Annotated in this window: 23 protein-coding genes; 6 read left to right on the top strand and 17 right to left on the bottom strand. The window is 73.5% G+C overall.

What is annotated here, in order from left to right; genetic code table 11:
• Positions 1–101: 101 nt before the first annotated feature.
• Positions 102–410: a co-chaperone GroES gene (groES, locus tag ACIQ9E_RS17185; protein WP_006347174.1), complete on the bottom strand. Its 309-nt coding sequence runs from the start codon at positions 408–410 to the stop codon at positions 102–104.
• Positions 411–1289: 879 nt separating this feature from the next.
• Positions 1290–2303: a polysaccharide deacetylase family protein gene (locus tag ACIQ9E_RS17190; RefSeq protein WP_403707653.1), complete on the bottom strand. Its 1014-nt coding sequence runs from the start codon at positions 2301–2303 to the stop codon at positions 1290–1292.
• 95 nt (positions 2304–2398) lie between these two features.
• On the opposite strand from ACIQ9E_RS17190, the gene ACIQ9E_RS17195 reads away from it, so the two are divergent.
• Positions 2399–3658 (top strand): SAM-dependent methyltransferase, encoded by a 1260-nt coding sequence (locus ACIQ9E_RS17195; RefSeq protein ID WP_403708136.1) that lies wholly within the window; start codon positions 2399–2401, stop codon positions 3656–3658.
• A 168-nt stretch (positions 3659–3826) separates the two neighbouring features.
• Here the strand turns inward: ACIQ9E_RS17195 and ACIQ9E_RS17200 are convergent, their stop codons facing one another.
• From ACIQ9E_RS17200 to tsaB, 7 genes are all read right to left on the bottom strand, one after another.
• Positions 3827–4489, bottom strand: a complete 663-nt coding sequence (locus ACIQ9E_RS17200) for a hypothetical protein (protein ID WP_403707655.1) — start codon at positions 4487–4489, stop codon at positions 3827–3829.
• 9 nt (positions 4490–4498) lie between these two features.
• Complete coding sequence (locus ACIQ9E_RS17205; protein WP_403707657.1) at positions 4499–5806, bottom strand: RNA polymerase sigma factor; 1308 nt, start codon at positions 5804–5806, stop codon at positions 4499–4501.
• An 88-nt stretch (positions 5807–5894) separates the two neighbouring features.
• Positions 5895–6251: a YciI family protein gene (locus ACIQ9E_RS17210; protein ID WP_403707659.1), complete on the bottom strand. Its 357-nt coding sequence runs from the start codon at positions 6249–6251 to the stop codon at positions 5895–5897.
• Between the two features lie 283 nt (positions 6252–6534).
• Positions 6535–6801 carry a hypothetical protein gene (locus ACIQ9E_RS17215; RefSeq protein WP_403708140.1) on the bottom strand — a complete coding sequence of 89 codons (267 nt, stop codon included), beginning with the start codon at positions 6799–6801 and terminating at the stop codon, positions 6535–6537.
• A gap of 35 nt (positions 6802–6836) precedes the next feature.
• Positions 6837–7979, bottom strand: coding sequence for a tRNA (adenosine(37)-N6)-threonylcarbamoyltransferase complex transferase subunit TsaD (gene tsaD, locus ACIQ9E_RS17220; RefSeq protein ID WP_403707661.1), 1143 nt, complete (start codon positions 7977–7979; stop codon positions 6837–6839).
• A 3-nt stretch (positions 7980–7982) separates the two neighbouring features.
• Positions 7983–8459 (bottom strand): ribosomal protein S18-alanine N-acetyltransferase, encoded by a 477-nt coding sequence (gene rimI / locus ACIQ9E_RS17225; protein WP_403708143.1) that lies wholly within the window; start codon positions 8457–8459, stop codon positions 7983–7985.
• A 56-nt stretch (positions 8460–8515) separates the two neighbouring features.
• Positions 8516–9208, bottom strand: a complete 693-nt coding sequence (gene tsaB / locus ACIQ9E_RS17230) for a tRNA (adenosine(37)-N6)-threonylcarbamoyltransferase complex dimerization subunit type 1 TsaB (RefSeq protein ID WP_403707663.1) — start codon at positions 9206–9208, stop codon at positions 8516–8518.
• A 162-nt stretch (positions 9209–9370) separates the two neighbouring features.
• Here tsaB and ACIQ9E_RS17235 point away from each other — a divergent pair, with 162 nt between their 5' ends.
• Positions 9371–9916 (top strand): hypothetical protein, encoded by a 546-nt coding sequence (locus ACIQ9E_RS17235; protein ID WP_403707665.1) that lies wholly within the window; start codon positions 9371–9373, stop codon positions 9914–9916.
• A 167-nt stretch (positions 9917–10083) separates the two neighbouring features.
• Here ACIQ9E_RS17235 and ACIQ9E_RS17240 read toward each other — a convergent pair whose 3' ends face one another.
• The 5 genes from ACIQ9E_RS17240 to ACIQ9E_RS17260 all read right to left on the bottom strand — a co-directional run bounded on the left by ACIQ9E_RS17240 (position 10084) and on the right by ACIQ9E_RS17260 (position 15485).
• Positions 10084–10308 (bottom strand): hypothetical protein, encoded by a 225-nt coding sequence (locus ACIQ9E_RS17240; RefSeq protein WP_403707667.1) that lies wholly within the window; start codon positions 10306–10308, stop codon positions 10084–10086.
• Between the two features lie 280 nt (positions 10309–10588).
• Positions 10589–11185 carry a tRNA (adenosine(37)-N6)-threonylcarbamoyltransferase complex ATPase subunit type 1 TsaE gene (gene tsaE / locus ACIQ9E_RS17245; protein ID WP_403707669.1) on the bottom strand — a complete coding sequence of 199 codons (597 nt, stop codon included), beginning with the start codon at positions 11183–11185 and terminating at the stop codon, positions 10589–10591.
• Positions 11160–12413 (bottom strand): alpha/beta fold hydrolase, encoded by a 1254-nt coding sequence (locus ACIQ9E_RS17250; RefSeq protein WP_403707671.1) that lies wholly within the window; start codon positions 12411–12413, stop codon positions 11160–11162. The genes tsaE and ACIQ9E_RS17250 overlap by 26 nt, the downstream gene beginning before the upstream one ends.
• Before the next feature lie 169 nt (positions 12414–12582).
• Positions 12583–13791 (bottom strand): alanine racemase, encoded by a 1209-nt coding sequence (alr, locus tag ACIQ9E_RS17255; RefSeq protein WP_403707673.1) that lies wholly within the window; start codon positions 13789–13791, stop codon positions 12583–12585.
• A 194-nt stretch (positions 13792–13985) separates the two neighbouring features.
• Positions 13986–15485, bottom strand: a complete 1500-nt coding sequence (locus tag ACIQ9E_RS17260; RefSeq protein WP_403707675.1) for an NAD(P)H-hydrate dehydratase — start codon at positions 15483–15485, stop codon at positions 13986–13988.
• A 514-nt stretch (positions 15486–15999) separates the two neighbouring features.
• Here ACIQ9E_RS17260 and ACIQ9E_RS17265 point away from each other — a divergent pair.
• Both ACIQ9E_RS17265 and ACIQ9E_RS17270 read left to right on the top strand, forming a co-directional pair.
• Entirely contained in the window at positions 16000–16572 is a 573-nt protein-coding gene (locus ACIQ9E_RS17265; RefSeq protein WP_403707677.1) for a hypothetical protein, read from the top strand.
• Between the two features lie 4 nt (positions 16573–16576).
• Positions 16577–18748, top strand: a complete 2172-nt coding sequence (locus tag ACIQ9E_RS17270; protein WP_403707679.1) for a YncE family protein — start codon at positions 16577–16579, stop codon at positions 18746–18748.
• 95 nt (positions 18749–18843) lie between these two features.
• Here ACIQ9E_RS17270 and ACIQ9E_RS17275 read toward each other — a convergent pair whose 3' ends face one another.
• Both ACIQ9E_RS17275 and glmS read right to left on the bottom strand, forming a co-directional pair.
• Positions 18844–19212 carry a holo-ACP synthase gene (locus ACIQ9E_RS17275; protein WP_403707681.1) on the bottom strand — a complete coding sequence of 123 codons (369 nt, stop codon included), beginning with the start codon at positions 19210–19212 and terminating at the stop codon, positions 18844–18846.
• Positions 19213–19240: 28 nt separating this feature from the next.
• Entirely contained in the window at positions 19241–21088 is a 1848-nt protein-coding gene (glmS, locus tag ACIQ9E_RS17280) for a glutamine--fructose-6-phosphate transaminase (isomerizing) (protein ID WP_403707683.1), read from the bottom strand.
• Positions 21089–21233: 145 nt separating this feature from the next.
• On the opposite strand from glmS, the gene coaA reads away from it, so the two are divergent.
• Together coaA and ACIQ9E_RS17290 are read left to right on the top strand one after the other, a co-directional pair.
• Entirely contained in the window at positions 21234–22241 is a 1008-nt protein-coding gene (coaA, locus tag ACIQ9E_RS17285) for a type I pantothenate kinase (RefSeq protein ID WP_403708146.1), read from the top strand.
• A gap of 25 nt (positions 22242–22266) precedes the next feature.
• Entirely contained in the window at positions 22267–23208 is a 942-nt protein-coding gene (locus ACIQ9E_RS17290; protein WP_403707685.1) for a DUF389 domain-containing protein, read from the top strand.
• A 48-nt stretch (positions 23209–23256) separates the two neighbouring features.
• On the opposite strand, the gene fxlM is transcribed toward ACIQ9E_RS17290, so the two are convergent.
• Complete coding sequence (gene fxlM / locus ACIQ9E_RS17295) at positions 23257–24456, bottom strand: methyltransferase, FxLD system (protein ID WP_403707687.1); 1200 nt, start codon at positions 24454–24456, stop codon at positions 23257–23259.
• Position 24457: the final 1 nt, after the last annotated feature.

The following is a 24457-nucleotide window of genomic DNA, read 5'->3' on the forward strand; positions in this document are numbered from 1 at the left end:
TTCTGAGACGTACTGCGAAAAACTGCGCCCCCAGCGCCCGTGCTAGTGAGAGTCAGCGGGTGCCAGGGGCGCAGATCAAGAACAAGCGGAGACTGCTCGGCTTACTTCTCGACGATCGCGAGCACGTCGCGGGCCGAGAGGACGAGGTACTCGTCGCCGTTGTACTTCACCTCGGTGCCGCCGTACTTGCTGTAGAGCACGACGTCGCCGACCTTGACGTCGAGCGGCAGGCGCTCGCCGTTCTCGAAGCGACCCGGGCCGACCGCGAGGACGGCGCCCTCCTGGGGCTTCTCCTTCGCGGTGTCCGGAATGACCAGGCCGGAGGCCGTGGTCTGCTCGGCGTCGAGCGGCTGGACCACAATGCGGTCCTCAAGCGGCTTGATGGCAACCTTGGAGCTGGCGGTCGTCACGATCCGACCTCCCCCTTCGGAGATCTCACGGGGTTAACTGTCTGAGGTGGCGACCAGGTGGATCCGTCGTCGCGGGTGCCGGACCTGCCCGTCGCTGTGTTGGCACTCTCCAGTGGGGAGTGCCAGACCCGAGACTATGACCGCGATTAGCACTCGGTCAAGCGGAGTGCCAATGCGTCCGCCGTCGGCGGAACCGGTCGCGGATCGGCGTGCGGGGGCGAAGGGGCTCCGCGCCCCGCTTTCCCCGCCTTTTCCGGGCGTCCCGGAAAAGGCGGTACGGCCCTCGGGGGCGCTACCGGTCCCGGGGTGCCCGCAGCGCGCCGCCCGGGTGGGGTGCGGGGCGGCGGGTGCCGTGGAGCCGGTCCAGCAGGCGCCCGGCCGGTTCGGCGAGTGCGGGGGCATGGAAGGCGGGGGCGGCCGGGGGCCCGGAGGCGGGGGTACGGAGCGGAGCACGGCTCCGTACCGCCCCGGGCTCCGCCGGTGCGCCCCGGGCACCCGTGCGGCCCCCGGCCGGAACCGCCGGCCCGCCCCGTACTTCCGCGGACCGCGGCCCGGGTCCGGGTCGGCCCGCGGGGTCCGTCGCGGGGGCTCTGCCCCGTGGGTCTCCGGACCGCGGCCCGGGGCCCGGTCGGCCCGCGGGGTCCGTCGCGGGGGCTCTGCCCCGTACCGCCGTGGGCTCCGGTCCGGAACGGGCCCGGCCCGCGGGCGCTTTGGAGGTCCGGGGGGCCAGGGCCGGGGACGCCGCCGGGGCCTCGCCGGAGTGGACCGCCCGCCTCCCCAGCCGTTCGATGGGGTCGACGGCCGGGGAGGCGCAGCCGGAGCAGCCCAGCAGCGCCCCCGCGGCCAGCACGGCCGCGAGCTGTGCGGCCGTGCCCGGTCTCACACGTAGTCCTCTAGGCGGGCGACGGCGTATCCCTTGTCGGTGACCGTCTTCATGACCTGGCGGACCATATCGGGCATGGAGCCCTTCCAGTCCCCGGTGCCGCGGAAGTGGGTGAGGATGATGTCGCCCGGGTGGAGGTCGCGGTCCCATTCCCGCCACTCCATATGGTCGGGGAAGGCTTCGGCGGCCCAGAGCGGTACGGCCTTGACCCCGCACTCCTGGGCGGCGCGCAGGGTGTCGCCGTTGTAGTTGCCGTAGGGCGGCCGGAAGAGCGGCGGGCGTTTCCCGTACAGCCGCCGGAGGTTGTCCTGCTGCCCGCAGATCTCCTTCTTCTGGGCCTCGTAGGAGAGTCCGGGCATATAGCGGTGGTTGAGGGTGTGGTTGTGGAGGGCGACGCCCTCGTCCTGCATACGCCGGAAGTAGCCGTAGTTGTCGTTGATCACGTAGTCGCTGAGGAAGGCGCTGTACGGGATCTTCAGTTCGCTCATCATCCGGATGAAGTCGGGGTCCTTCTCGGCTCCGTCGTCGACCGTCAGGAAGACGACCTTCTCCTTCACCGGGACGGTGGTGAAGACCGGCGGGAGGGCCGCCCCGCCTTCGACCTCGAAGCCCTTGCGGGTGTTGAGGAAGGGTTTGGCGGCGGGCGGCTGGGGGGCGGGCAGGGGGACCTTGTCCAGGCCCCATCTGCCGATCGCGGCCGCCCTGGCCTTCTGCACCTTCTCGACCTGGTCCACATAGGCGGCGCGCGAACCGGCGGGCCCGGACCGGTGGGCGTCCTTCTCGGCCCGTTCGAGCTGGGACGCCTCCGCCTGAGCCCCGGGGTGGGGCTGGGCGCCGCCGTGCTCCCCGGGCCCGGGGACGGTACAGCCGGAGCCGAGTACACCGGCCAGCAGCGCGGCGGCGACCACACGCCCCCGCAGCGCCCCGCGGGCCCTCGGGCGGCGCCCGGCCGCCCCCCACCCATCCGAACCCATTGCACCCATCTTTCCGTTTTGTCGTACTAGCCGCATGGCGCTGAATCCTGACAGCAGACCCCCCGCAGGATCCGTACGACACCGCCGTCACCGCCGGTCCGTGACCCACCTGGCCCAGCCACGGCCCGCACCTGGCCGAGAATGGCCGGGTGAACGACGCCGCCATCCCGCTCCCCGAACCCCTCGCCGGCCTCCTGTCCCCCGAGGGCCGGGCCCTCCTCGACGAACTGCGCGACTACGACCCCGCCCGGGAGCTGGCCCTGGCGACCAGGCTGCGCCGCGACCATCCGGCGGACCGGGTGTCGGCCGCGCTCGGACAGGCCAGGCTCCGGCAGCGGGCGGTGGCCAAATTCGGCGCGGCGGACGCCTACCGCATGTTCTTCACCCCGAACGGTGTCGAGCAGGCCACCCGCGCGCCCGTCGCGGCCCATCGCGCCGCCCGGCTGGCGGCCCTCGGCGTCCGCAGCACCGCGGATCTGTGCAGCGGTATCGGCGGTGACGCGATCGCGCTGGCCCGGGCGGGCATCCGGGTACTGGCCGTCGACCGCGATCCGCTGACGGCCGCCACCGTCCGCGCCAACGCCGACGCCCTCGGCCTCGGCGAACTGGTCGAGGTGCGCTGCGCGGACGTCACGGAGGTCGACGTCTCGGCGTACGACGCGGTGTTCACCGACCCCGCGCGGCGCGGCGGCCGGGGCCGGATCTTCGACCCGGAGGCGTACTCACCACCGCTGTCCTGGGCGATCGAAGCGGCCCGGAGCCGGCCGGTCGCCGCGCTCAAGATCGCGCCGGGGGTTCCGCACGAGCTGATCCCCGGGGACTTCGCGGCGGAGTGGATCTCGTACGAGGGCGAGGTCAAGGAGGCGGTCCTGTGGCGGGGGACCGAGGATCCGGCGCCGGGCCGGGTCGCCGCGACCCTGCTGTCCGGCCCGGGCACGGGCTCCGGGCCGTCGGCCTCGTACACCCTCGTCGGGCGGGGGCTGCCGGATCCGCAGGTCCGTCCCGTCGGCCGCTATCTGTACGAGCCGGACGGGGCGGTCATCCGCGCGCATCTGGTCGCCGAGGTCGCGGCCGGGGTCGCGGGCGGCGGTCTGATCGACGCGACGATCGCCTATGTGACGGCGGACGAACTGCGCCCGCTGCCGTCGGCCACGGCGTACGAGATCACCGATGTGCTCCCGTTCAGCCTGAAGAAGCTGAAGGCGCTGCTGCGGGAGCGCGGGGTGGGGTCGCTGACGGTGAAGAAGCGAGGGTCGGCGGTGGAGCCGGAGGAGGTGCGGCGGAAGGTGAAGCCGCAGGGTCCGAACGCGGCGACGGTCTTTCTGACCAGGGTCGACGGCGCGCCGTCGATGCTGATCGGCCGGCCGGCGGGAGCCGGGTCCGGGCGGTAGCGCCCGTACGCCCGGGGGCGGGACAGCGCCTCGCGGGGCACCTCGTCCCCCGGGAGAGGTAGCGCCGTACGCCCGGGGCGGGGCGGCTCGTGCCCGGCGGCCCGTCGCGGGCCGGGCGTCCCGCTCCCGGGCGGGGCATGCCCCCGAAAGCCGAACGGGGCGGGCCCGTCAGCGGTGGGCGCCACCGGGGCGGCGGGCGGCCGGGACCGGGTTCAGGAGCCCGGCCAGCCAGTGGAGGTGGGCGACCGCGTTCACCAGGCCCGCGAGGCCCGCGACGACCGGGGCGATGCCCGCGCCCATCACGTACACCAGGGTGCTGTGGGGGGTGCGGCCCCCGCCGTCCTCCAGGGAGTCCGGGAGCCCGGCGCAGGCCGCGAGACCGGCCACGACGAACCCCAACGACACCATCAGCCAGGCGGCGTTCAGCCATCCCCGGCCGTACCGCGCGTCCCCCCGGGGGTCGCGGTCGAGCGCGGTCCAGGCGCGCAGCAGCGCCCGTACGGCACGGGCCTCGCGGGCCTCGGACACCGCCACGGCCAGCGCGGGGACCAGGATCACCACTCCGACCAGGCCGACGAATCCGGCGAAGACCAGGTTGAACCCGTCGATGGTGTCGTCCAGGGACATCAGCCCGACGCCGACCAGCCCCCAGCCCAGTTCGAACGCGAGGACCACCAGGACCAGTCCGAGGAGCCGGAACGGGCCGACCGACCGGCGCGTCAGCTCGTCGAGGACCCGGCGCCGCTCGTCGAGCAGGGAGCCCCGGTCCGGCCAGGGGGCTATGCCGTGCGGTCCGTCGGGATCCGGTGGCGGCGAAGGCAGCTCAGACATGCGCGGAGACTATCCGCCGGGAACGACATCCGGGCCGGGACCCCCGGCCGTCCGTTCCGCCTGTTCCGCCTGTTCCGCACGGGCCAGCAGCAGTCCGCGCTCCCGGTCGTTGCGGGCCAGCGCGGCCGCCCCGAGGAACTCCTCCCGGGCCGCCTCCCACCGTCCCAGCCTGGCCAGCAGGTCACCGCGTACGCTCGGCAGCAGGTGGTAGTCCTTCAGCTCCGGGTCCCCGGCGATCGCGTCCACCAGCGCGAGACCGGCCTCCGGCCCCTCCGCCATGGCGACGGCCACCGCCCGGTTCAGCTCCACCACCGGGGACGGCCGGACGGCCGCGAGCTGCCCGTAGAGCGTGACGATCACGGCCCAGTCGGTGTCCTCGTACCGCAGGGCCTGCGCATGGCAGGCGGCGATCGCGGCCTGGAGGACGTACGGACCCGCCGGTACGCCCGGCACCGCGGCCCGGTCCAGCGCGGCGAAGCCACGGCGGATCAGCAGCCGGTTCCAGCGCGCCCGGTCCTGGTCGGCGAGGAGCACCGGACTGCCGTCGGGCCCGGTACGGGCCGGGATCCGGGAGGCCTGGAGCTCCAGCAGGGCCGCGAGGCCGTGGACCTCGGGCTCGTCCGGCAGCAGGGCCGCGAGCACCCGGGCCAGCCGCAGCGCGTCCTCGCAGAGCGCCGGGCGGAGCCAGTCGTCGCCCTTGGTCGCCGAGTAGCCCTCGTTGAAGACGAGGTAGACGACTTCGAGTACGGAGTCGAGCCGGGCCGCGCGATCGGGGCCGTACGGCACCTCGAAGGGCACGTCCGCCGCGGCGAGGGACCGTTTCGCGCGGGCGATCCGCTGGGCGACGGCCGTTTCCGAGGCCAGAAAGGCGCGGGCGATCTCCTCGGTCGTCAGCCCGCCCAGCAGTCGCAGGGTCAGGGCGATCCGGGCCCGGGTCGGCAGCACCGGATGGCAGGCGGTGAAGATCAGCCGCAGCAGATCGTCGTCGATATCGGCCTCGGGGCCGCTGTCGGGCGACGGTTCGGCGGGCGGCGGTTCGGCCGCGTGCTCCAGGGACCGGCCGACCTCGGCCAGCTTCCGCGCGTAGTTCTCCCTGCGGCGTACGAGATCGACCGCGCGGCGCTTGGCGACCGCGGTGAGCCAGGCGCCCGGTTTCTCGGGAACACCGGAATCGGGCCACTTTTCGAGCGCGGAGACCAGCGCGTCCTGCGCGATCTCCTCCGCGATACCGACATCCCTGACGATCCGGGCGGCGGCCGCGATCACTCGCGCCTGCTCGATCCGGAACACCGCTTCCACTGCGCTTGCCGTCGTCACGGCCACCCATCAGAGCAACAGACGGCGGCGGCGGCAAGCCGGACGGGACCCCGGAGGCCGTGCCTCCGGGGTCTCCCGGCGCCGGTGCTCAGTTCTCGGCGATCTGCCGGATCTCGCAGGTCACCGTCCAGACCTCGTCGTGGACCTTGAGGAAGCGGCCGGCCCACTCCTCGGCCTCGGCCAGGTCCTTGGCCTGGATGATGGAGTAGCCGCCGACGACCTCCTTGGTCTCGGTGAAGGGGCCGTCCGTGCTGGACAGCTTCCCGCCGGAGTAGGTGACCCGGCGGCCCTGGGAGGTGGGGGTGAGACCGGCGGTGTCCAGCATCACGCCGGCCTCGGTGATCTCCTTCAGCAGGGCGTCCATCCGCTCCCCCATCTCGGGGGAGAAACCGTCCTCGGGCAGGTTGTTCTCGTCGATGCGGACGAGAGTCAGAAAGCGGGGCATGACAACTCCTGGTGCTGGTCGCGGTACCGGGCGGCCCGGTGGGCGGCGCTGGTCCGGCGGTTCGGTGAGCGAGGTGGTGCGGGGTGTTTCCCCGCCTCTCACCCTTCCGTCGATCGGACGACGGCAGTCTCGACACTCCGCCGGACTTTTCTCCGGAAATTTTTTCCGGGCAGTCCGGGCGGGTCCGGGAAGGCTCCTCCGTGCGGGTCCGAGAAGGCTTTGCGCAGGCTCCGGACGGGTCCGGGGAGGGTTTCCCGGGTCCTGGGAGGGTTTCCCGGGTCCGTCAGCCGAGCCCCAGCGAAGTGAACCGCCAGCGGTGCACGGGCCGGTCGAGCAGCTCCGGCGCCGGATCGGGCAGCTCGGGAGGCCGGGTCGCGGGGCCGCCGTCCGTCTCCCACCAGGTGACCACCAGCACCCGGTCGTCCCCGGCACCGAAGGTCTCCCGCCGCAGCGGCTCCCGGGGCAGGGCCTGCCCCCGGGCCCACTCCAGCAGCTCGGCGCCCCGGCCGCGGGCCGCCTTCGCCTCCCACATCAGCGCGACCGTCGTCATACCGCCCGCCTCCCCGCCCTCCCGCGCGCCGTCCGTCACGAGTAGAGGTTCTTCTTGCTGATCTCGTGCACATGGTCGTGGTCATGGGAGTGACTGTGGCTGTGGCCATGGCCGGGACTGTGGTCGTGGGCGTGCTCGCCGGGTACATGCGGGTCCGTCACCGGCAGGGACGAGTCCGCCGACAGCTCCAGATCCGAGGCCGGACGGTTGCGGGCCACCATCTCGGCCCCCAGCGCCGCCACCATCGCGCCGTTGTCCGTGCACAGCTTCGGCCGCGGCACCCGCAGCCGGATGCCCGCCCGCTCGCACCGCTCCTGGGCCAGCGCCCGCAGCCGCGAGTTGGCCGCGACACCGCCGCCGATCATCAGATGGTCGACGCCCTCGTCCAGACAGGCCCGGACGGCCTTGCGGGTGAGCACGTCGACGACCGCCTCCTGGAAGGACGCCGCCACATCCCGTACCGGCACCTCCTCCCCCGCCGCCCGCTTCGCCTCGATCCAGCGGGCCACGGCCGTCTTCAGCCCCGAGAAGGAGAAGTCGTACGCCGGGTCGCGCGAGCCGGTCAGCCCGCGCGGGAAGGCGATCGCCGCCGGGTCGCCCTCCTTCGCCAGCCGGTCGATCACCGGACCGCCGGGGAAGCCCAGATCGAGCACCCGGGCGATCTTGTCGAAGGCCTCGCCCGCCGCATCGTCGATGGTTGCGCCCAGCGGCCGTACATCACTGGTGATATCCGGGGCCAGCAGCAGGGAGGAGTGCCCGCCGGAGACCAGCAGCGCCATCGTCGGCTCGGGCAGCTTGCCGTGCTCCAGCTGGTCCACGCAGATATGGGAGGCGAGGTGGTTCACCCCGTACAACGGTTTGTTCAGGGCGTACGCGTACGCCTTGGCCGCCGCGACGCCCACCAGCAGCGCGCCCGCGAGGCCGGGGCCCGCGGTGACCGCGATCCCGTCGAGGTCGCGCGGGGAGACGCCCGCTTCCTTCAGGGCGCGTTCGATGGTGGGGACCATCGCCTCCAGATGCGCGCGGGACGCGATCTCGGGGACCACGCCGCCGAAGCGGGCGTGCGTGTCGACACTGGACGCCACGGCGTCGGCGAGCAGGGTCGTCCCGCGCACAATGCCGACGCCGGTCTCGTCGCAGGACGTTTCGATACCGAGTACGAGCGGTTCGTCAGCCATCACTCAACATTCCCTTGCCGTGCCGTGCACCTGGTGGCGCATGACGAGCGCGTCGATGGAGCCGGGCTGGTAGTAGCCGCGGCGGATTCCGATGGGCTCGAAGCCGAAGCGCTCGTACAGCTTCTGTGCCCTGATGTTGTCCACCCGCACTTCGAGGAGGACCTCGTCGCATTCGAAGGCGGTGGCGTGCTGGAGCAGATCGGTGAGCAGCGCGGCGCCGAGCCCGGTGCCCCAGCGTTCCCGGGCGACCGCGATCGTCAGCACGTCCGCGAGTCCGCCCGCCGCGCCGAGACCGGCGTAACCGGTGATCCGGCCGTCCTCCCCCGGGGGGCCGGGCTCCTCGGCCACGACGAAGCGGCGGGTCGCCCGCGGTCCGCGGGCATGGGCGAGATCGCCCCAGAACATCCCGGCGGACCAGGCGTCTTCCGGGAAGAGGTCGTTCTCCAGCGCCAGTACCTGCTCCAGGTCCCACCAGCGCATCTCGCGCAGTACGGGCTGGTCCGGAGGCCGGGGCCCGGCCGGGTCGGGCGCGGCGGTCACTGCGGTGTGACCACCTTGTAGTTCTTGGGGACCTGCGCGTCCGGGCGGCGCAGATACAGCGGCTGCGGCGGCAGGAACGCCCCCTCGGCCGGGCCCGCGTCCCCGCCTTCGGCGAGCTTCTCGGCGGCCAGCGCGGCCAGCGCGGCGGCCGAGACGTGCTCCGGGGCGCCGGGCACCACGGTGGGGAAGGCGTCCGGGTAGAGCAGGGCACCGGCGCCGACGGCGGGCAGGCCCGCGAGCTGCTCCGCGATATCGGCGGGCCGGTCCACGGCGGGGCCGGTGAGGCGCTCGCGCGGCGAGGCGTACCGGGCCCAGTAGACCTCCTTGCGGCGGGCGTCCGTCGCCACCACGAAGGGGCCGGTGACCCCGGCGTCCCGGCCGGCCGCGTAGGCGAGGCCGTCCAGGGTGCAGAGCCCGTAGACCGGCACGCCGAGCGCCGACCCGAAGGTGGCCGCGGTCACCAGACCGACCCGCAGTCCGGTGTACGGGCCGGGGCCGACACCGGTCACCACGGCGGTGACGGCGTCCAGGGTGGCCCCGGCCTCGGCCAGCACCCGGTCGACGGCGGGCAGCAGCAGTTCGCCGTGGCGCCTGGCGTCCACCCGGCTGGACTCGGCGAGGACTTTCGTGCCGTCGTGGAGAGCGGCGGTGACGGCGGGCGTGGCGGTATCTACGGCAAGCAGGAGCACGCGAACAGCCTACGGCTCCCCCGCCCCCGGGCACGGCTCACCCTCGGACGGGGAGGCCTGCTGCTACCGTCGCCACGGAAACATCCCATGCGACAGTCGTTCAGTCCGACGGGCTGGGGGATCCGAACATCCGGACATCGGAACATCCGAAAGGTGGCGCAGGTGGCACGCAGCTCGGGACTGGTAGCCGGGTTCACGGCGGCCGCTCTGGCGGGTGTCGGTTTCCTGGCGTTCAAGGCGGAGGCCAGTGTCTCCGAACTGAAGGCGAAGCCGGGCGCGAGCACGGGCCCGGGGAAGAGCGCGCCCAAGGCTCCGGTGAACCCGCTGGCGCTGCCGCTGAACTCGGGCACCGGTGAGCGGGTCGTCTACGCGCTCCAGGCCCGGCGGGTCTGGCTGGTCGAGGCGAAGGGCAACAAGGTCCGCAGGACGTTCGCGGTGATGCCGTCGACCGTGAACCCGGCGCCGGGGCCGCACTCGGTGACCTCGCGCGCGGGGAAGATCCCCGGATCGGACGGGGTCGCGATCGAACATGTGGTGCGGTTCGCGAAGGCGGACGGGGTGACGGTCGGCTTCAGCGCGGCGGTCAACGGCTCCATGGCGGCACCCGATCCGAAGAAGAAGACGGGCGGGGTCCGGATGGCCCGCGAGGACGGGAACGCGATGTGGGGTTTCGCGACGGTCGGCACCAAGGTCGTCGTCCTTCCCTGACCGTCGTCGCCCTTCCCTGACCGTCGTCGCCCTTCCCTGACCCGGGCCGCGGGGCCGGCCGGGGCCGGGCGCGAAAACCGCCCGTACGAAGGACCCGCGTCCCCCGCCGTACACCGCTCGCGGCATTTCGGCGGACGGCGTCGCCCGGAAACGACGCCCGGCGGGTGTTATGCCGCGTCGCGCCGGAGCCGGGCGGACGGCCGGGGCGCGTACCCGGAACCGCGCTCGGCCTCGGACTCGGCGCCGGGCCCGGCGGCAGCCGCCTCCGCCGCGTTTTCGCGGGCGCTCGGCGGGGTGGAGACCGCCGCGGCGGCGGCGCAGGACGCCAGCAGATCCCGCATGGACGGCGGCTGGGGCCACCGCAGCACGGACGCGCGCTCGGATGCCGGCATGGCTGCCTCCTGGATCACGGGGACCAGAACGGTCGGCGGTCGGATGGTTAGGTAGACCTAACCAAGCGTCCGTACCATGTGACCACGCACGGCACGCCCCGCGCAACATCTTCCCGACGCCTTGTCGGAAAATCCGTGGATTACGGGATCCGGAACCGGGATCCCGAACACAGGGCGCGAACGGGCGGACGGGCCGGACGGGCCGGACGGGCCGGACGGGCCGGACGGGCGGCGGAGGGCGCGGAGACGTACGGCAGCCGGATCCCGCGGTCCGGCGGGCTCAGTCCAGCGCGAGATCCGCGTCCGCCCAGCGGGCGCCGTACCCCGTCAGCGTCACGGTCCGCCGGTCGTCGTCCGTATCGCCCACCACCCGGTGGATCACCACGTGCAGCCGGTCGTCCGACAGGTCCTCGACCTTGCCGTCGCCCCACTCCACCACGACGACGGAGTCCGGCAGCGACACGTCCAGGTCCAGGTCCTCCATCTCGTCGAGCCCGCCGCCCAGGCGGTACGCGTCGACATGGACCAGCGCCGGTCCCCCGCCCAGCGGCGGATGGACCCGGGCGATGACGAACGTCGGCGAGGTCACGGCGCCGCGGACGCCGAGGCCCTCGCCGAGGCCGCGGGTGAGCGTCGTCTTCCCCGCGCCCAGTTCACCGGTGAGCATCACCAGGTCGCCGGGGCGCAGCCGGACCGCGAGCCGGCGGCCCAGCTCCGTCATCCGGGCCGCCGAGTCGACGGCGATCCGGGCCTCCCGGGTCGGCCGTGAACCGCTCTGCGAACCGTTCTGCGGACCGCTCTGCGAAGTGTTCTGCGGGGCGGTGCCGGGGAGGCTGGGGGCCCCGGGGGCGTCAGCCGGGTTGTGCGGTGCTTCCATACGGGCCAACGTTAGCCGCTGCCGGTACCGCCCCGGCTCGGGCGAGCAGATCCGCCAGCCGGTCCGTGACCGCCTCCGGATGCTCCAGCATCACCAGATGGCCGGCGTCCGGCACGATCACCAGTTCGGCGTCGGGGAGCCGGTCCGCGATGACCTCGCTGTGCGCGCTGGGCGTGACCAGATCCCGGTCCCCGGCCAGGACGAGCACCGGCAGCTCCTCGAAGACCCCGAGCCGCTCCGCCTTGTCGTGTTCGTCGAAGGCCGGATAGAACTCCGCGACCACGTCGATCGGGGTCGATTCGATCATCCGCTCGGCGAACCGGACGATCGTGGGGTCGACGTCCCGCGACGAGAACGAGTAGCGCTTGATCAGCCCGGCGAAGAGGTCGGCCGTGGCCCGGCGGCCGCGCTCCACCAGCTCGGCCTGGGAGCCGAGAGCGCGCAGCACCCCGGGCAGGACCCGCCGGACGGCGGCGACCCCGGCGACCGGAAGCCCGTAGTCGACCTCGCCCAGCCGGCCGCTGGAGGTGCCGACGAAGGCCACGCCCGCGACCCGCTCGCGGACGTACTCCGGATACTGCTCCCCCAGCGCCATGACCGTCATCCCGCCCATGGAGTGCCCCACGAGCACCACCGGCCCCTCCGGTGCCGCGGCGTCGAGTACGGCCTTCAGATCGCGGCCGAGCTGGTCGATGGAGACGGGCACCCGCTCCGGGCCCTGCTGGGCAACGCCGCGGGCGGAGCGGCCGTGGCTGCGCTGGTCCCAGTGGACGGTACGGACCAGTCCGCGCAGGGCGGCGCGCTGGAAGTGCCAGGAGTCCTGGTTGAGGCAGTAGCCATGGCTGAAGACGACGGTGACGGGCGCGGGGGCGCGGCGGCCGAAGAGCCTGCGGCGGCGGGGGGCGGCGGCCCCCGGGTCGACCTCGTCGACCTCGTAGTAGAGCAGGGTGCCGTCGTCGGCGACGGCCTTGCCGGGGGTGCCGCGCAGGGCTCCGTACGGGCCGGTCGCATCGAGGGCGAGCCGGGCCTTCTTCCGTACGCCGCGGCCGACGGTGAGGCGTTCGACGGCGACGCCCGCCGCCGCGCCCGCGGCGATCACGCCTATCGCGATGCCCGCGATCCCGGCGCGGCGCCAGCCGGGCGTGCCGGTGCCGCTCGCGGCGTCCGCGGCGGCGGAGACCGCGGCCGCCGCTCCGGCGAGGGCGTCCCCCGTGCTGGTCTCGCTCACCGTGCCGCTCCTCGTCGTCGTACCCGTGTCCGTACCCGTACCCGTGTCCGTACCCGTGCGCAGCCGCAGCCACCGCCGGGCGCGGGCGTATCCGTGGATCGCGGTACCGGCGGGCGGTCGTGCCGCTGTCCGCCCCCCGGCCCTTTCCTCTTCCTCGCGGAGCCCGTTCCTATGCGGACGGTGCGGGCCCGTCCCCGGAACCGTGTCCTTCGGCGGCCCCGAGGTGGATACGGGGTACCCGCTGTCCGATCCGGGTGACGATCTCGTACGCGATGGTGTCCGCGGCGCGCGCCCAGTCCTCGGCGGTCGGCTCGCCGTGGTCGCCCGGTCCGAAGAGCACGGCCTCCGCGCCCTCCTGGACCTTGCGGCCCCCGAGGTCGACCACGAACTGGTCCATGGCGACCCGGCCGGCGATCGTATGGCGTTCGCCCGCGACGAGGACGGGGCCCCGGCCGGAGGCGTGGCGCGGGATGCCGTCGGCGTATCCGACGGGGATCAGACCGAGGGTGGTCTCCTCGGTGGTGACGTACGTGTGGCCGTAGCTGACGCCGTGTCCGGCGGGCACGCCCTTCACCAGGGCGACGTTCGCGGAGAGGGTCATGACGGGCCGCAGGCCCAGCTCCCGGTGGGTGCCGACCTCCGGGGACGGCGAGAGGCCGTACATGGCGATTCCGGTGCGGACCAGGTCGTAATGGGATGCGGGGAGGGTGAGGGTGGCCGGGGAGTTGGCGATATGGCGGACCTCGGGGTCGATGCCCTCGCCCTCCGCGTGGGCCAGCATGTCGCCGAAGGTGTCGAGCTGTTGCCGTACGGAGGGGTGGCCGGGCTCGTCGGCGCGGGCGAAGTGGGACCAGACGCCGGTGACCCGGACCGCGCCCTCGGCCTCGGCGGCGCGGGCGGCGGCGACGAGTTCGGCCCAGTCGGCGGGCTGGCAGCCGTTGCGGCCGAGTCCCGTATCGGCCTTGAGCTGGATCCGGGCGGGCCGGCCGGCCTCCCGGGCGGCGGCGGTCACCTCGGCCAGCGCCCACATCCCGCTCACGGACATGTCGAGACCGGCCTCGATGCCTTCGCGCCAGGGGCCGCCGGGGGTCCACAGCCAGCACATCAGCGGTGCGTCGAGTCCGGCGGCGCGCAGTGCCAGCGCCTCTTCGGGCGTGGCGGTGGCGACCCAGGTGGCGCCCGCCTCCAGGGCGGCCCTGGCGCAGGGCAGGGCGCCGTGCCCGTATCCGTCCGACTTCACCACGGCCATCAGCGCGGCACGGCCGGTCCGGGCGCGCAGGCTCGTCACATTGGCGCGCAGCGCGTCGAGGTCGATCTCGGCCCGGGCCCGGGAGGAGGGGCCGCGACGGGGGTCTGTGGAGGTCGGCGTGGTGTTCATTGTGGCCCAGTCTCTCAGAGGCCCCCGGTGTGCCCCTTGCGGCGACGCCCGCACATGGGGCCGGAGCCTGTGCACTTCCTCACGCGGGGTACGGGGAACCGGGCGGGGGGACGGGTCCGGGGCCGGGGGACGGGGAAGGGGGTACGGGGCCGGGGGCACCGCCTTCCGGGTCCGCTCGCCCGGACCCCGGCGCCCTATCCGCCGGTTGTCTCCCGGACGTCCCGCCAGGCGCGGCCCAGCGCCTCCGCGACCTCGTACGACGTCACCGGGACCGCGTCGGCCGCCGCGCGGCGGGCCGCGAGGCCGTGGAGGTAGGCCGCGGCTGAGCCCGCGTCGCGGGCCGGCAGTCCGCCCGCCAGCAGGGAGCCCGCGAGGCCCGCGAGGACATCGCCGCTGCCCGCGGTCGCGAGCCACGGGGTGCCCATGGTGTTGGCCCGGACGGGGGTACGGGGGTCGGGGTCCGCGATCAGGGTCGCCGCCCCCTTCAGCAGCACGGTGGCGCCGTAGCGCGCGGCGAGTTCGCGGACGGCGGCGAGCTGGGCCGCCTCCACCTCCTCGCGGGTGGCGTTCAGGAGCGCGGCGGCCTCGCCCGCGTGCGGGGTCAGCAGGGTCGGGGCGGTGCGGTCGCGCAGCAGGGCGGGGTCATCGGCGAGGCGCCGCAGCCCGTCCGCGTCGACCAGGACCGGTACGGGGGCCGCGAGCACCTCCGCGACCGCTTCGAGGTCGTCGCCGAGGCCCGGCCCGACGACCCAGGACTGGACCCGTCCGGCCTTCCCCGGCGGGCCCGCGTGGACCAGGGATTCGGGGAAGCGGGCGATGACGGCGTCGGCGGCGTGCCCCACGTACCGTACGGCTCCGGCGCCGCCGCGCAGCGCGCCCGCGACGGCGAGGACGGCCGCGCCGGGGTAGCGGGCCGAACCGGCGACGATCCCCACCACCCCGCGGCGGTACTTGTCGCTGGCCGCGTTCGGTTCGGGCAGCAGATGTGCCACATCGGTGTGCTGGAGCGCCTCCAGCGCGGGCACGGACGGCAGGATTCCGCCGAGTCCGATGTCCACGAGCCGTACCGTGCCCGCGTATTCGCGCGCCGGTCCGGCCAGCAGGCCCGGTTTCTCCGTACCGAAGACGACCGTGAGGTCGGCGCGGAGCGCCTCGCCGAGGACCTCGCCGCTGTCGGCCTCGACGCCGCTGGGCAGGTCGACGGCGACGACGACCGCGCGGGAGCCGCGGGCGGCGCGGGCGATCGGCACGGCGGCGGGCCGCAGTCCGCCGTGTCCGCCGATGCCGGTGATGCCGTCGAGGACGAGATCGGCGGTGTCGAGCGCCTCGAAGGGGTCGTCCGCCACCCGGCCGCCCGCGGCCCGCAGCGCGGTCAGCCCGCCCGGGTGCGTCCGGTCGGGTGCGAGGAGTACGGCGGTGACACCCGCGCCGCGGCGGGCGAGCCGGGCACCGGCGTAGAGCGCGTCGCCGCCGTTGTCGCCGCTGCCCGCGAGGACGACGACCCGGGATCCGTACACCCGCCCGCCGCCGCTGCCACCGCTGTTGCCGCTGTTACCGCTGTTGCCGCGGAGGAGTTCGGCGCAGGCGGTGGCGAGTCCTGCGGCGGCGCGCTGCATCAGCGTGCCTTCGGGCAGCCGGGCCATCAGCTCGGCCTCGGCGCGGCGGACGGTGTCCACGGTGTGGGCGGTACGCATGCTCCGAGTCTGCCGCAAGGGGCGCGGGGGCGCCCTCTGCCGCAAGGGGCGCGGGGCCGCCGGGTCGCGCAGGCCGTACGCGGCACGGAACCGAGGCCGAGCAGGGCGGGGCCGGTGCGCCGGGGCCGGGCCGAGGCCCGGCGGGCGCAGGGGGCACGCGCTTCCCCGCGCCTGCCACGGCCGCCCGCCGCTGTGCGTGCGCGGCCCCGGGGTCCGCACCCCAACCCCCGGCCTCTTCCGGGGTCCTCACGGCCGACCGGCCGCACCGCGCCCACGCCCCCGGTCGGCCCCGTCCCAGCCACGCCGTATCGCACCCCTCACCCACCCGTCCACCCGCACTGTCGGCCCGTCCGCCGTCAAGTTCCGCCCTCCCCCGCCGACTTGCCGCGCCCCTCCCCCGCACGTCACAGGGTTGACGCCACTTCCAGCTCAACTTAGGTTTGCCTTACCTAAGTAGCTGTTGCTCAAGGGCGCAGCCGCTTCTCGCCCATTCCCGCGAAAGGTGTCCCCACCCATGCCTTCTGCCGCCCCCCGCACGGCCGTCCGCGCCGCCGTCGCCCTGCTCGGCGCCACCGCACTCACCCTCGGCCTCGCCTCCTCCGCTTCCGCGGCCACCGTGGCGAGAACCGTCCAGGACGGCGGGGTCCAGTACAACCTCTCCGTCACGGCCCCGAACACCGCCGCCGCCTCCGGACAGAACGTCACCGTCACGGGCAGCGGCTACAACCCCTCGCAGGGCGTGTACGTGGGCCTGTGCGCCGTCCCGGCAGGCGTGAACGTCAACGACCAGTCCACCTGGAACGCCAAGCCGACGCCGTGTCTCGGCGGCCAGGACCAGGCCGGCACCACCGGCGCCTCGCACTGGGTGAACAGCGACTGGTGGTGGATGTCCCCGAACAACTCCTCCCCGTACACCGTCTCCAACGGCCGCGGCGGCTTCTCGGTCTCCATCCACGTCAAGGCCCAGATCTCCGCCTCCGTGACCTGCGGCCAGTCCGGGGTGACCTGCGCGATCGTCACCCGCGCCGACCACTTCGACAGCAACGACCGCAAGTACGACGTCTACGTCCCGGTGACGTTCTCCTAATCCGATGCCCGACAGCGCACCGAGCGTCAGGCGGTCCGTGGCCGCCGCCGTTCCGCTCCTGCTCGCCGCCGCGGCCCTCGCCGCGGCGGCGCCGGGAACGGCCCGTGCGGCGGCCGTGCCCGGTGAGGCCACCGGGCCCACCGGCCAGAAACTGACCGTCTCCGAGACGAAGAACATCAACCCGGCCGGACTGAAGGTCACGGTCACCGGCACCGGATACGACGTCACCAAGGGCATCTACCTGGCCGTCTGCCGGGTCCCCGCCGCCCCCGGCGAACAGCCCAGCCCCTGCCTCGGCGGCAGCGACTTCACCGGTGGCTCCGGATCCACGCACTGGATCTCCAACAACCCGCCCGCCTACGGCCAGGGCCTGGTGAAGAAGTTCACCGTGGGCGCCGACGGCAAAGGCAGCTTCACCCTGGAGCTGACCGTCAAGGCCAAGGACAGCGGCGCGGACTGCACCCAGGTCCGGTGCGCCGTGGTCACCCGGGCCGACCACACCCATATCTCCGACCGCGACCAGGACGTGATCGTCCCCGTCACCTTCTCCTCCGGCAGCGGCGGCGAACCGACGCCCGAGGTGCCCGCCGGAACCGTGCGCCACCAGACCGTGCGCACCCTCACCCCGGCCGTGGGCGCCGCGCAGTATCTGGCCGCCGACCCCGCGGCGGGGCGGCTCTACGTGGCGAGCGACGACGGCAGCCGGCGGCAGCTGACCACGTACGACACCGGAACCGGCCGGATCACCGGCACCCCCGTCGAACTGCCCGCACCGGTCTCGGCGCTGGCCCTGGACGCTCCGGCGCGCTCCCTGCACCTCGCCCTCGGGGACCGGATCGCCACGTACGACACCCGTACCGGCACCCTCGCCGACCACAAGGCGAAACTGTCCGGCCATATCCATCTGCTGGCCGCGCACCCGGCCGGGGGAACGGTGTACGCGGCGGTGCAGCCCGCCCGTTCGGTGACCGTGTTCGCCACCGGAAGGAGCCCGTCGACCGTCTGGCGGCAGATCGGCAAACCGGCCGTCCACCCCTTCCCCGTCGCCGGGCTGGCCGTCGACACGGCGGCCCGCCGCGCCTACACCACCTATGTCGGGCCCAATACGTCCACCACACCCATGTCCTTCCACAACGTGCTCACCGCGATCGACGGCAGGACGGGCCGCACGGTGGGCACACCGCTGAGCCTGGGCACCACCGCGCTCGGCAGCATGGGCGTGACCGTCGACCCCGTCAGCCGTACCGGCTATGTCGCCAATCTGGCGGCGGGCACGGTCTTCGCCGTCGACCTGCGCGCCAACCGGGTGGCCGGCACGCTCCAGGCCGGGTCCAATCCGAAGGCGCTGGCGTACGACGGCGGTTCGGGCACCCTGTACGCGGCATCGACCACCGCGCCCGTGGTCACGGCGGTCGATCCGGCGGGCAGACGCGAGAAGGAGGAGCTGGCCGCGGGTGACCGGCCGTCGGGGCTCGCCCTCGACCCGGGGACGCAGAGCGTGTTCGTGGTGGCGGAGGGCAAGGTGACCCAGCTCCAGCGGCGGGTGTCGCCGGCGCAGGCCGCCGCGCCGAAGGCGGTCACGGCGGTGGCGGGCAAAGAGGCGGTGTTCACGGCCTCGGCCACCGGCACCCCGGCGCCCACCACCGGCTGGGAGGTCAGTTCGGACGGTTCGGCCTGGCTGCCGGTCGCGGGCGCGTCGGGCCCGCGGCTCGCCTTCACGGCGGCCAAGGCGCACCACGGCAACCGCTACCGGGCGGTCTTCTCCAACTCCGTCGGCTCACTGCGGTCGGCCCCGGCCGTGCTGAAGGTGACCGACGCGCCGAAGCCGCCGCCGGGCGGCCCGGCACCGCAGTCGGCCGGCGGTACGGGCACCAGCGGCACCGGCGGCGGCAGTACGGGTGGTACGAGCACCGGCGGCACGGGCGGTACGACGCCCGGCAGTACGGGCGGCACGACAACCGGCGGCACGGGCGGCACGACAACCGGCGGCACCGTGGGCGGATCCTCCTACGGGGCCGAAAGCAGCACCGGCAGCGGCAGCAGCAGCGGTGGCGGTGGCGGTTCCCTCGCCTCCACCGGTACCAGCGCCCTCGGTCTGACCGCGATCGCGGCCGCCCTCGCCGCGACCGGCACGGTCACCACTCTGTACGCCCTCAGACGGCGCCGGACCCTCTGAGCCCGGACCCTCCGGGCCCGCGCCGGGGCGGCGCGCCTCCCCCTCACGGAGGCGTGCCGCCCCGGCGCGTACCCCTGCACCGGAAAAAGGGGGGGCTACCCCTCCGCGATCACCACCGCCGACGCGACCCCCGCGTCATGGCTCAGCGAGATATGCCACGACCGCACGCCCAGCGCCGTGGCCCGCGCCGCCACCGTGCCGTAGACCGCCAGCCGGGGGCGGCCGGAAGCCTCCACGCAGACCTCCGCGTCCGTCCACAGCAGCCCCGGCGGCGCGCCGAGCGCCTTCGCCACGGCCTCCTTCGCGGCGAACCGGGCCGCGAGGGACGCGTACCCCCGCTGCTCACCGCTGGGCAGCAGCAGCTCCCGCTCCAGGAACAGCCGCCGCGCCATCCCCGGCGTACGCCGCAGCGACGCCGAGAAACGGTCGATCTCGGCGACGTCGATCCCCACCCCGATGATCATCGGATCACCCTCTGCTCCACCTGCTCCACTACTCCACGGTCACGGACTTCGCCAGATTGCGCGGCTGGTCGACCTCGTTGCCCCGGGCCGTGGCCAGCTCGCAGGCGAAGACCTGGAGCGGAACGGTAGCGACCAGCGGCTGGAGCAGGGTCGGGACGGCCGGGATCCGGACGAGATGGTCGGCGTACGGGACCACCGCTTCGTCGCCCTCCTCGGCGATCACCACGGTCCGCGCCCCCCGCGCCCTGATCTCCTGGATATTCGAGACGATCTTCCCATGGAGGACGGACCTCCCCCGGGGCGACGGCACCACCACGACCACCGGCAGCCCTCGCTCCACCAGCGCGATCGGCCCGTGCTTCAGCTCTCCGGCCGCGAACCCCTCGGCGTGCATATAGGCCAGTTCCTTCAGCTTCAGCGCGCCTTCCAGCGCCACCGGATAGCCGACGTGCCGCCCGAGGAAGAGGACCGTGTTCCGGTCCGCCAGCGAACGGGCCAGTTCACGGACGGGCTCCACGGCGGCCAGTACGCGCTCCAGGGCGGCCGGGATCCCGGCGAGGTCGCGGATCACCGACCGGACCTCGTCGCCCCAGGTGGTCCCGCGCGACTGCCCCAGATAGAGCGCCACCAGATAGCAGGCGACGAGCTGGGTCAGAAAGGCCTTCGTGGAAGCGACGGCGACCTCGGGGCCCGCGTGGGTGTAGAGCACGGCATCCGATTCGCGCGGAATGGTGGAGCCGTTGGTATTGCAGATCGCCAGGACCTTCGCGCCCTGCTCCCGGGCGTGCCGGACCGCCATCAGGGTGTCCATGGTCTCCCCGGACTGCGAGATGGCGACGACCAGCGACCGCCGGTCCAGGATCGGGTCCCGGTAGCGGAATTCGCTGGCCAGCTCGACCTCGCAGGGCACCCGGGTCCAGTGTTCGATGGCGTACTTCGCGATCAGACCGGCGTGGAAGGCCGTACCGCAGGCGACGACGACGACCTTCTCCACCGCCCGCAGTTCGGGCACCGGGATCCGGACCTCGTCCAGCGTCAGCGCCCCCTCCGCGTCGATCCGCCCCAGCAGGGTGTCCGCGACGGCCCGCGGCTGTTCCGCGATCTCCTTGAGCATGAAGGAGTCGTAGCCGCCCTTCTCGGCAGCCGAGGCGTCCCAGTCGACGTGGTACGGGCGGACCTCGGCCGGGGCGCCGTCGAAATCGGTGACCGTGATCCCGTTCCGGCGGACCTCGACGATCTGGTCCTGGCCCAGTTCGACGGCGGAGCGGGTGTGCTCGATGAAGGCGGAGACATCGGAGGCGAGAAAGGCCTCGCCCGCGCCGACCCCGACGACCAGGGGCGAGTTCCGGCGGGCGCCGACGACGGTGTCCGGGGCGTCCGCGTGCACCGCGACCAGGGTGAAGGCACCCTCCAGCCGGCGGCAGACCAGCCGCATGGCCTCCGCGAGATCGCCGCAGGAGGAATAGGACTCGGCGAGCAGATGGGCGACGACCTCGGTGTCCGTCTCGGAGCCCAGCTGGTGGCCGCGGGCGGCCAGCTCCGCCCGGAGCGCGGCGAAGTTCTCGATGATGCCGTTGTGGACGACGGCGACCCGGCCCCCGTTGTCCAGATGCGGATGGGCGTTGGCGTCGGTGGGGCCGCCGTGGGTGGCCCAGCGGGTGTGCCCGATCCCGGTGGTGCCGGCCGGCAGCGGCCGGTCGGCCAGCTCCTTCTCCAGATTGACCAGCTTTCCGGCGCGCCGGGCCGAGGCGAGCCCGCCGTCGGCGAGGACGGCGACCCCGGCGGAGTCGTACCCCCGGTACTCCAGCCGCTTGAGCCCGGCGACGATCACGTCCAGCGCCGACTGCCCCCCGACGTACCCCACAATTCCACACATAAGCCGCACCATACGACTATTCCGGCCCGAGGTCCGGCAGCACCCGCCGCCCGGACGGAAAACGGCCCCGCCCACCCCCTGTCTCCAGCGGAACGCCACCCGCGTGACCCACCCCACGGACCGCTTCCGCGCCCCGGCACCGACAATGGAGCACGTGATCACGACGCCGCCACGGAACACCCACCGCAGGGCCGCCGCCGACGCCTCCACCCCGTACCTCGAACTGACCAGGGACGAGTGGAGCGCCCTGCGGGACAAGACCCCGCTGCCGCTGACCGCCGACGAGGTCGAGCGGCTGCGCGGTCTCGGGGACGTGATCGACCTCGACGAGGTACGGGACGTCTATCTGCCGCTCTCCCGGCTGCTGAACCTCTATGTGAAGGCCACCGGCGAACTGCGCGGGGCGCTGAACACCTTCCTCGGGGACGCGGGCGGCGGACAGGCCGCACAGCGCGGCACACCCTTCGTGATAGGGATCGCGGGCTCGGTCGCGGTCGGCAAGTCGACGGTCTCCCGGCTGCTCCAGGCGCTGCTGGCGCGCTGGCCGGAGCATCCGCGGGTGGAGTTGGTGACCACGGACGGCTTCCTGCTGCCGATGAAGGAGCTGGAGGCCAGGGGGCTGGCGGCGCGGAAGGGCTTCCCGGAGTCGTACGACCGGCGGGCGCTGACCCGGTTCGTGGCGGACATCAAGGCGGGCAAGGACGAGGTCACCGCCCCCGTCTACTCCCATCTGATCTACGACATCGTGCCCGGCGAGCGGCTGGTGGTCCGCCGCCCCGACATCCTGATCGTCGAGGGCCTGAACGTCCTCCAGCCCGCGCTGCCCGGCAAGGACGGCCGGACCCGGGTCGGCCTCGCCGACTACTTCGACTTCTCGGTCTATGTGGACGCCCGGCCCGAGGACATCGAGAAGTGGTACCTGCACCGCTTCCGGCGGCTGCGGGAGACCGCGTTCCGGGACCCGTCCTCGTACTTCCGCAAGTACACGCAGGTGTCGGAGGAGGAGGCGATGGAGTACGGCCGCACCACCTGGCGCACCATCAACAAGCCGAACCTGCTGGAGAACGTGGCTCCGACGCGCGGCCGTGCCACCCTGGTCCTGCGCAAGGGCCCCGACCACAAGGTCCAGAAGCTCTCCCTGCGCAAGCTCTGACGCCCCGCCCGAGGAGTACCACGGCGTGCTGCACCTGCGACTGATCGTCCCCGCCGACCGTACGACCGCGGTGGTCCGCCTGGTCGAGAACACGGTCGGCACCGCCCATCTCGCCGTCCTGCCCGGCGCCGCCCGCGACCCCGAGGGCGATCTGGTCCTGTGCGACGTGGCCCGGGAGTCCTGCGACGAACTGATCGCAGAGCTGCGGACCCTCGGCATCGACGAGTCCGGGGCGATCGCGGTCGAGGACATCCACCTCTCCCTCTCCCGCCGCGCCGACCGGGCGGAGGCGGAGGCCCCCGGCGAGGGCGCGGACGCGGTGCTGTGGGAGCACCTGGCGGACGCGACCCACGAGGAGTCCAGCCTCTCCGCCACCTACCTCGCCTTCATGTCGGTCGCCACGATGATCGCGGCCTGCGGTGTGGTCCTGGACAACGCGATCCTGATCGTGGGCGCGATGGCGGTGGGCCCGGAGTTCGGCCCCCTGGCGGGCGTCTCCACCGCCCTGGTCCAGCGCGCCCCGAAACTGGCGGCCCGCTCCCTGCTGGCCCTGCTGATCGGCTTCGCGACGGCGATAAGCGTCACCGTCGGCTTCAGCCATCTGATGGACTCGCTGGACCTCTTCCACGCCGCCGACCTCGAAGCCGCCCGCCCCAACACCAACTTCATCTACCGGCCCGACGCCTTCTCCTTCGTCGTCGCCATCCTGGCGGGCATCGCCGGCACCCTCTCCCTGACCTCCGCCAAATCGGGCGCCCTGGTCGGCGTCGCGATCTCGGTCACCACGATCCCGGCGGCGGCGAACGCGGCGGTCGCGTTCTCGTACGACGAGTACCGCCAGGCATGGGGCTCCGCGGAACAGCTCCTGCTGAACCTGCTCGGCATCGTGGTGGCGGGCACGCTGACGCTGCTGGCGCAGAAGACGTTCTGGGCCCGCCAGAAGGCGAAGGCGGCGGCGAGGGAGTAGCGGGTTCCGGGGATCCGCGCCCTGGGAGACCGGTCGGCACGTCGACCCTCACGGCCACGTGATCACCGCGGGGGGCCCGGGACGGTCCAGCAGTCGCCCGGCCCCGGTCCGCTGATCACGGGACTCCTTCGGATGGACCCGGAGCACCGGCCCGGGGCCGCCACGGTGGTCCCGGTCCCAGTGCCGCAACTGCGCGGCGAAGTCCTCGGCAAAGACACCGTCGCGCCCGTACCAGGCGACTCCGTACTCGAACCGGGTGCCCCCGGTGTCGGCAGGGCGCATCACCAGATGGGCGAGCCCGTCGCGGGTCCAGGTCGCCGGACTGCCGCCCGGAAGCGCCTGGACCCTCGTCCCCCCGGCCGGAGCAGCTCCACCGGTGTGCAGCCGTCCGAACACATCGAGCACGGTGGCCAGCCAGAGGTCGACGACCGGGCGGGTCCCTTCTGCGACGCCCACGGTCACCCCGGTCCACACCTCGCGGCGCTCCCCGGCCAGGGCCGCGGTCAAAACGTCGGCATCCGGCTGGGAACCACCGTCCCACCGCAGCCTGACGCCGTCCCCCAAAAGCGTCGTCATCAGCGGATTCCATGCGGCCGGGCCCCGCATGCGGACGAAGCCGCACAGATCCCAACCGTCGCCGACCCAGTGGTCGTCCTCACGGACGAAGGTCAGCAGCCGGCCGAGGCCCCGAAGCCTGAGGGGAACCACCAGACGCCCGTCGTCCGTGAGCTGCTCCAGCCACGCCGGGGCGATCGACGTGGCCTGAACGGTCACGACGAGCCGGTCGTACGGGCCGCCGGCAGGCACCCCCAAGGTGCCGTCACCCGTGACCAGCCGTACGCCGTCGACCCCCGCACCGGCCAGACAACGGGCAGCCCGTTCGATGACCTCGGGGTCGATGTCCTGACTGGTCACCGATCCGTGCGGGCCGACGAGGTGATGCAACAAGGCTGCGTTGTACCCGCCCGAACCGATCTCCAGGACGCGGTCCCCCTGACGGACGCCGAGCCGCTCCAGCATGGTCGCCACCAGCCAGGGAGCGGACACCGAGCTGAGTGGACTCCCGTCCGCATCAAGCTTGGTGAACACTGCATCGTCGCGATAGGCCTCATCGAGTGGTATCCCCGGGACGAAAAGATCTCGCCGTGCGGCCCTGAATGCATCTGCTACCTGCGGGCTGACGATCCTGCCGCTGTACTCCAGTTCCTCGACCAGGCTCGCGTTCAACGCGGCGGCAGTCGATTCCATA

This window comes from Streptomyces sp. NPDC094448, assembly GCF_044763775.1.
In the GTDB taxonomy this organism is placed as follows: domain Bacteria; phylum Actinomycetota; class Actinomycetes; order Streptomycetales; family Streptomycetaceae; genus Streptomyces.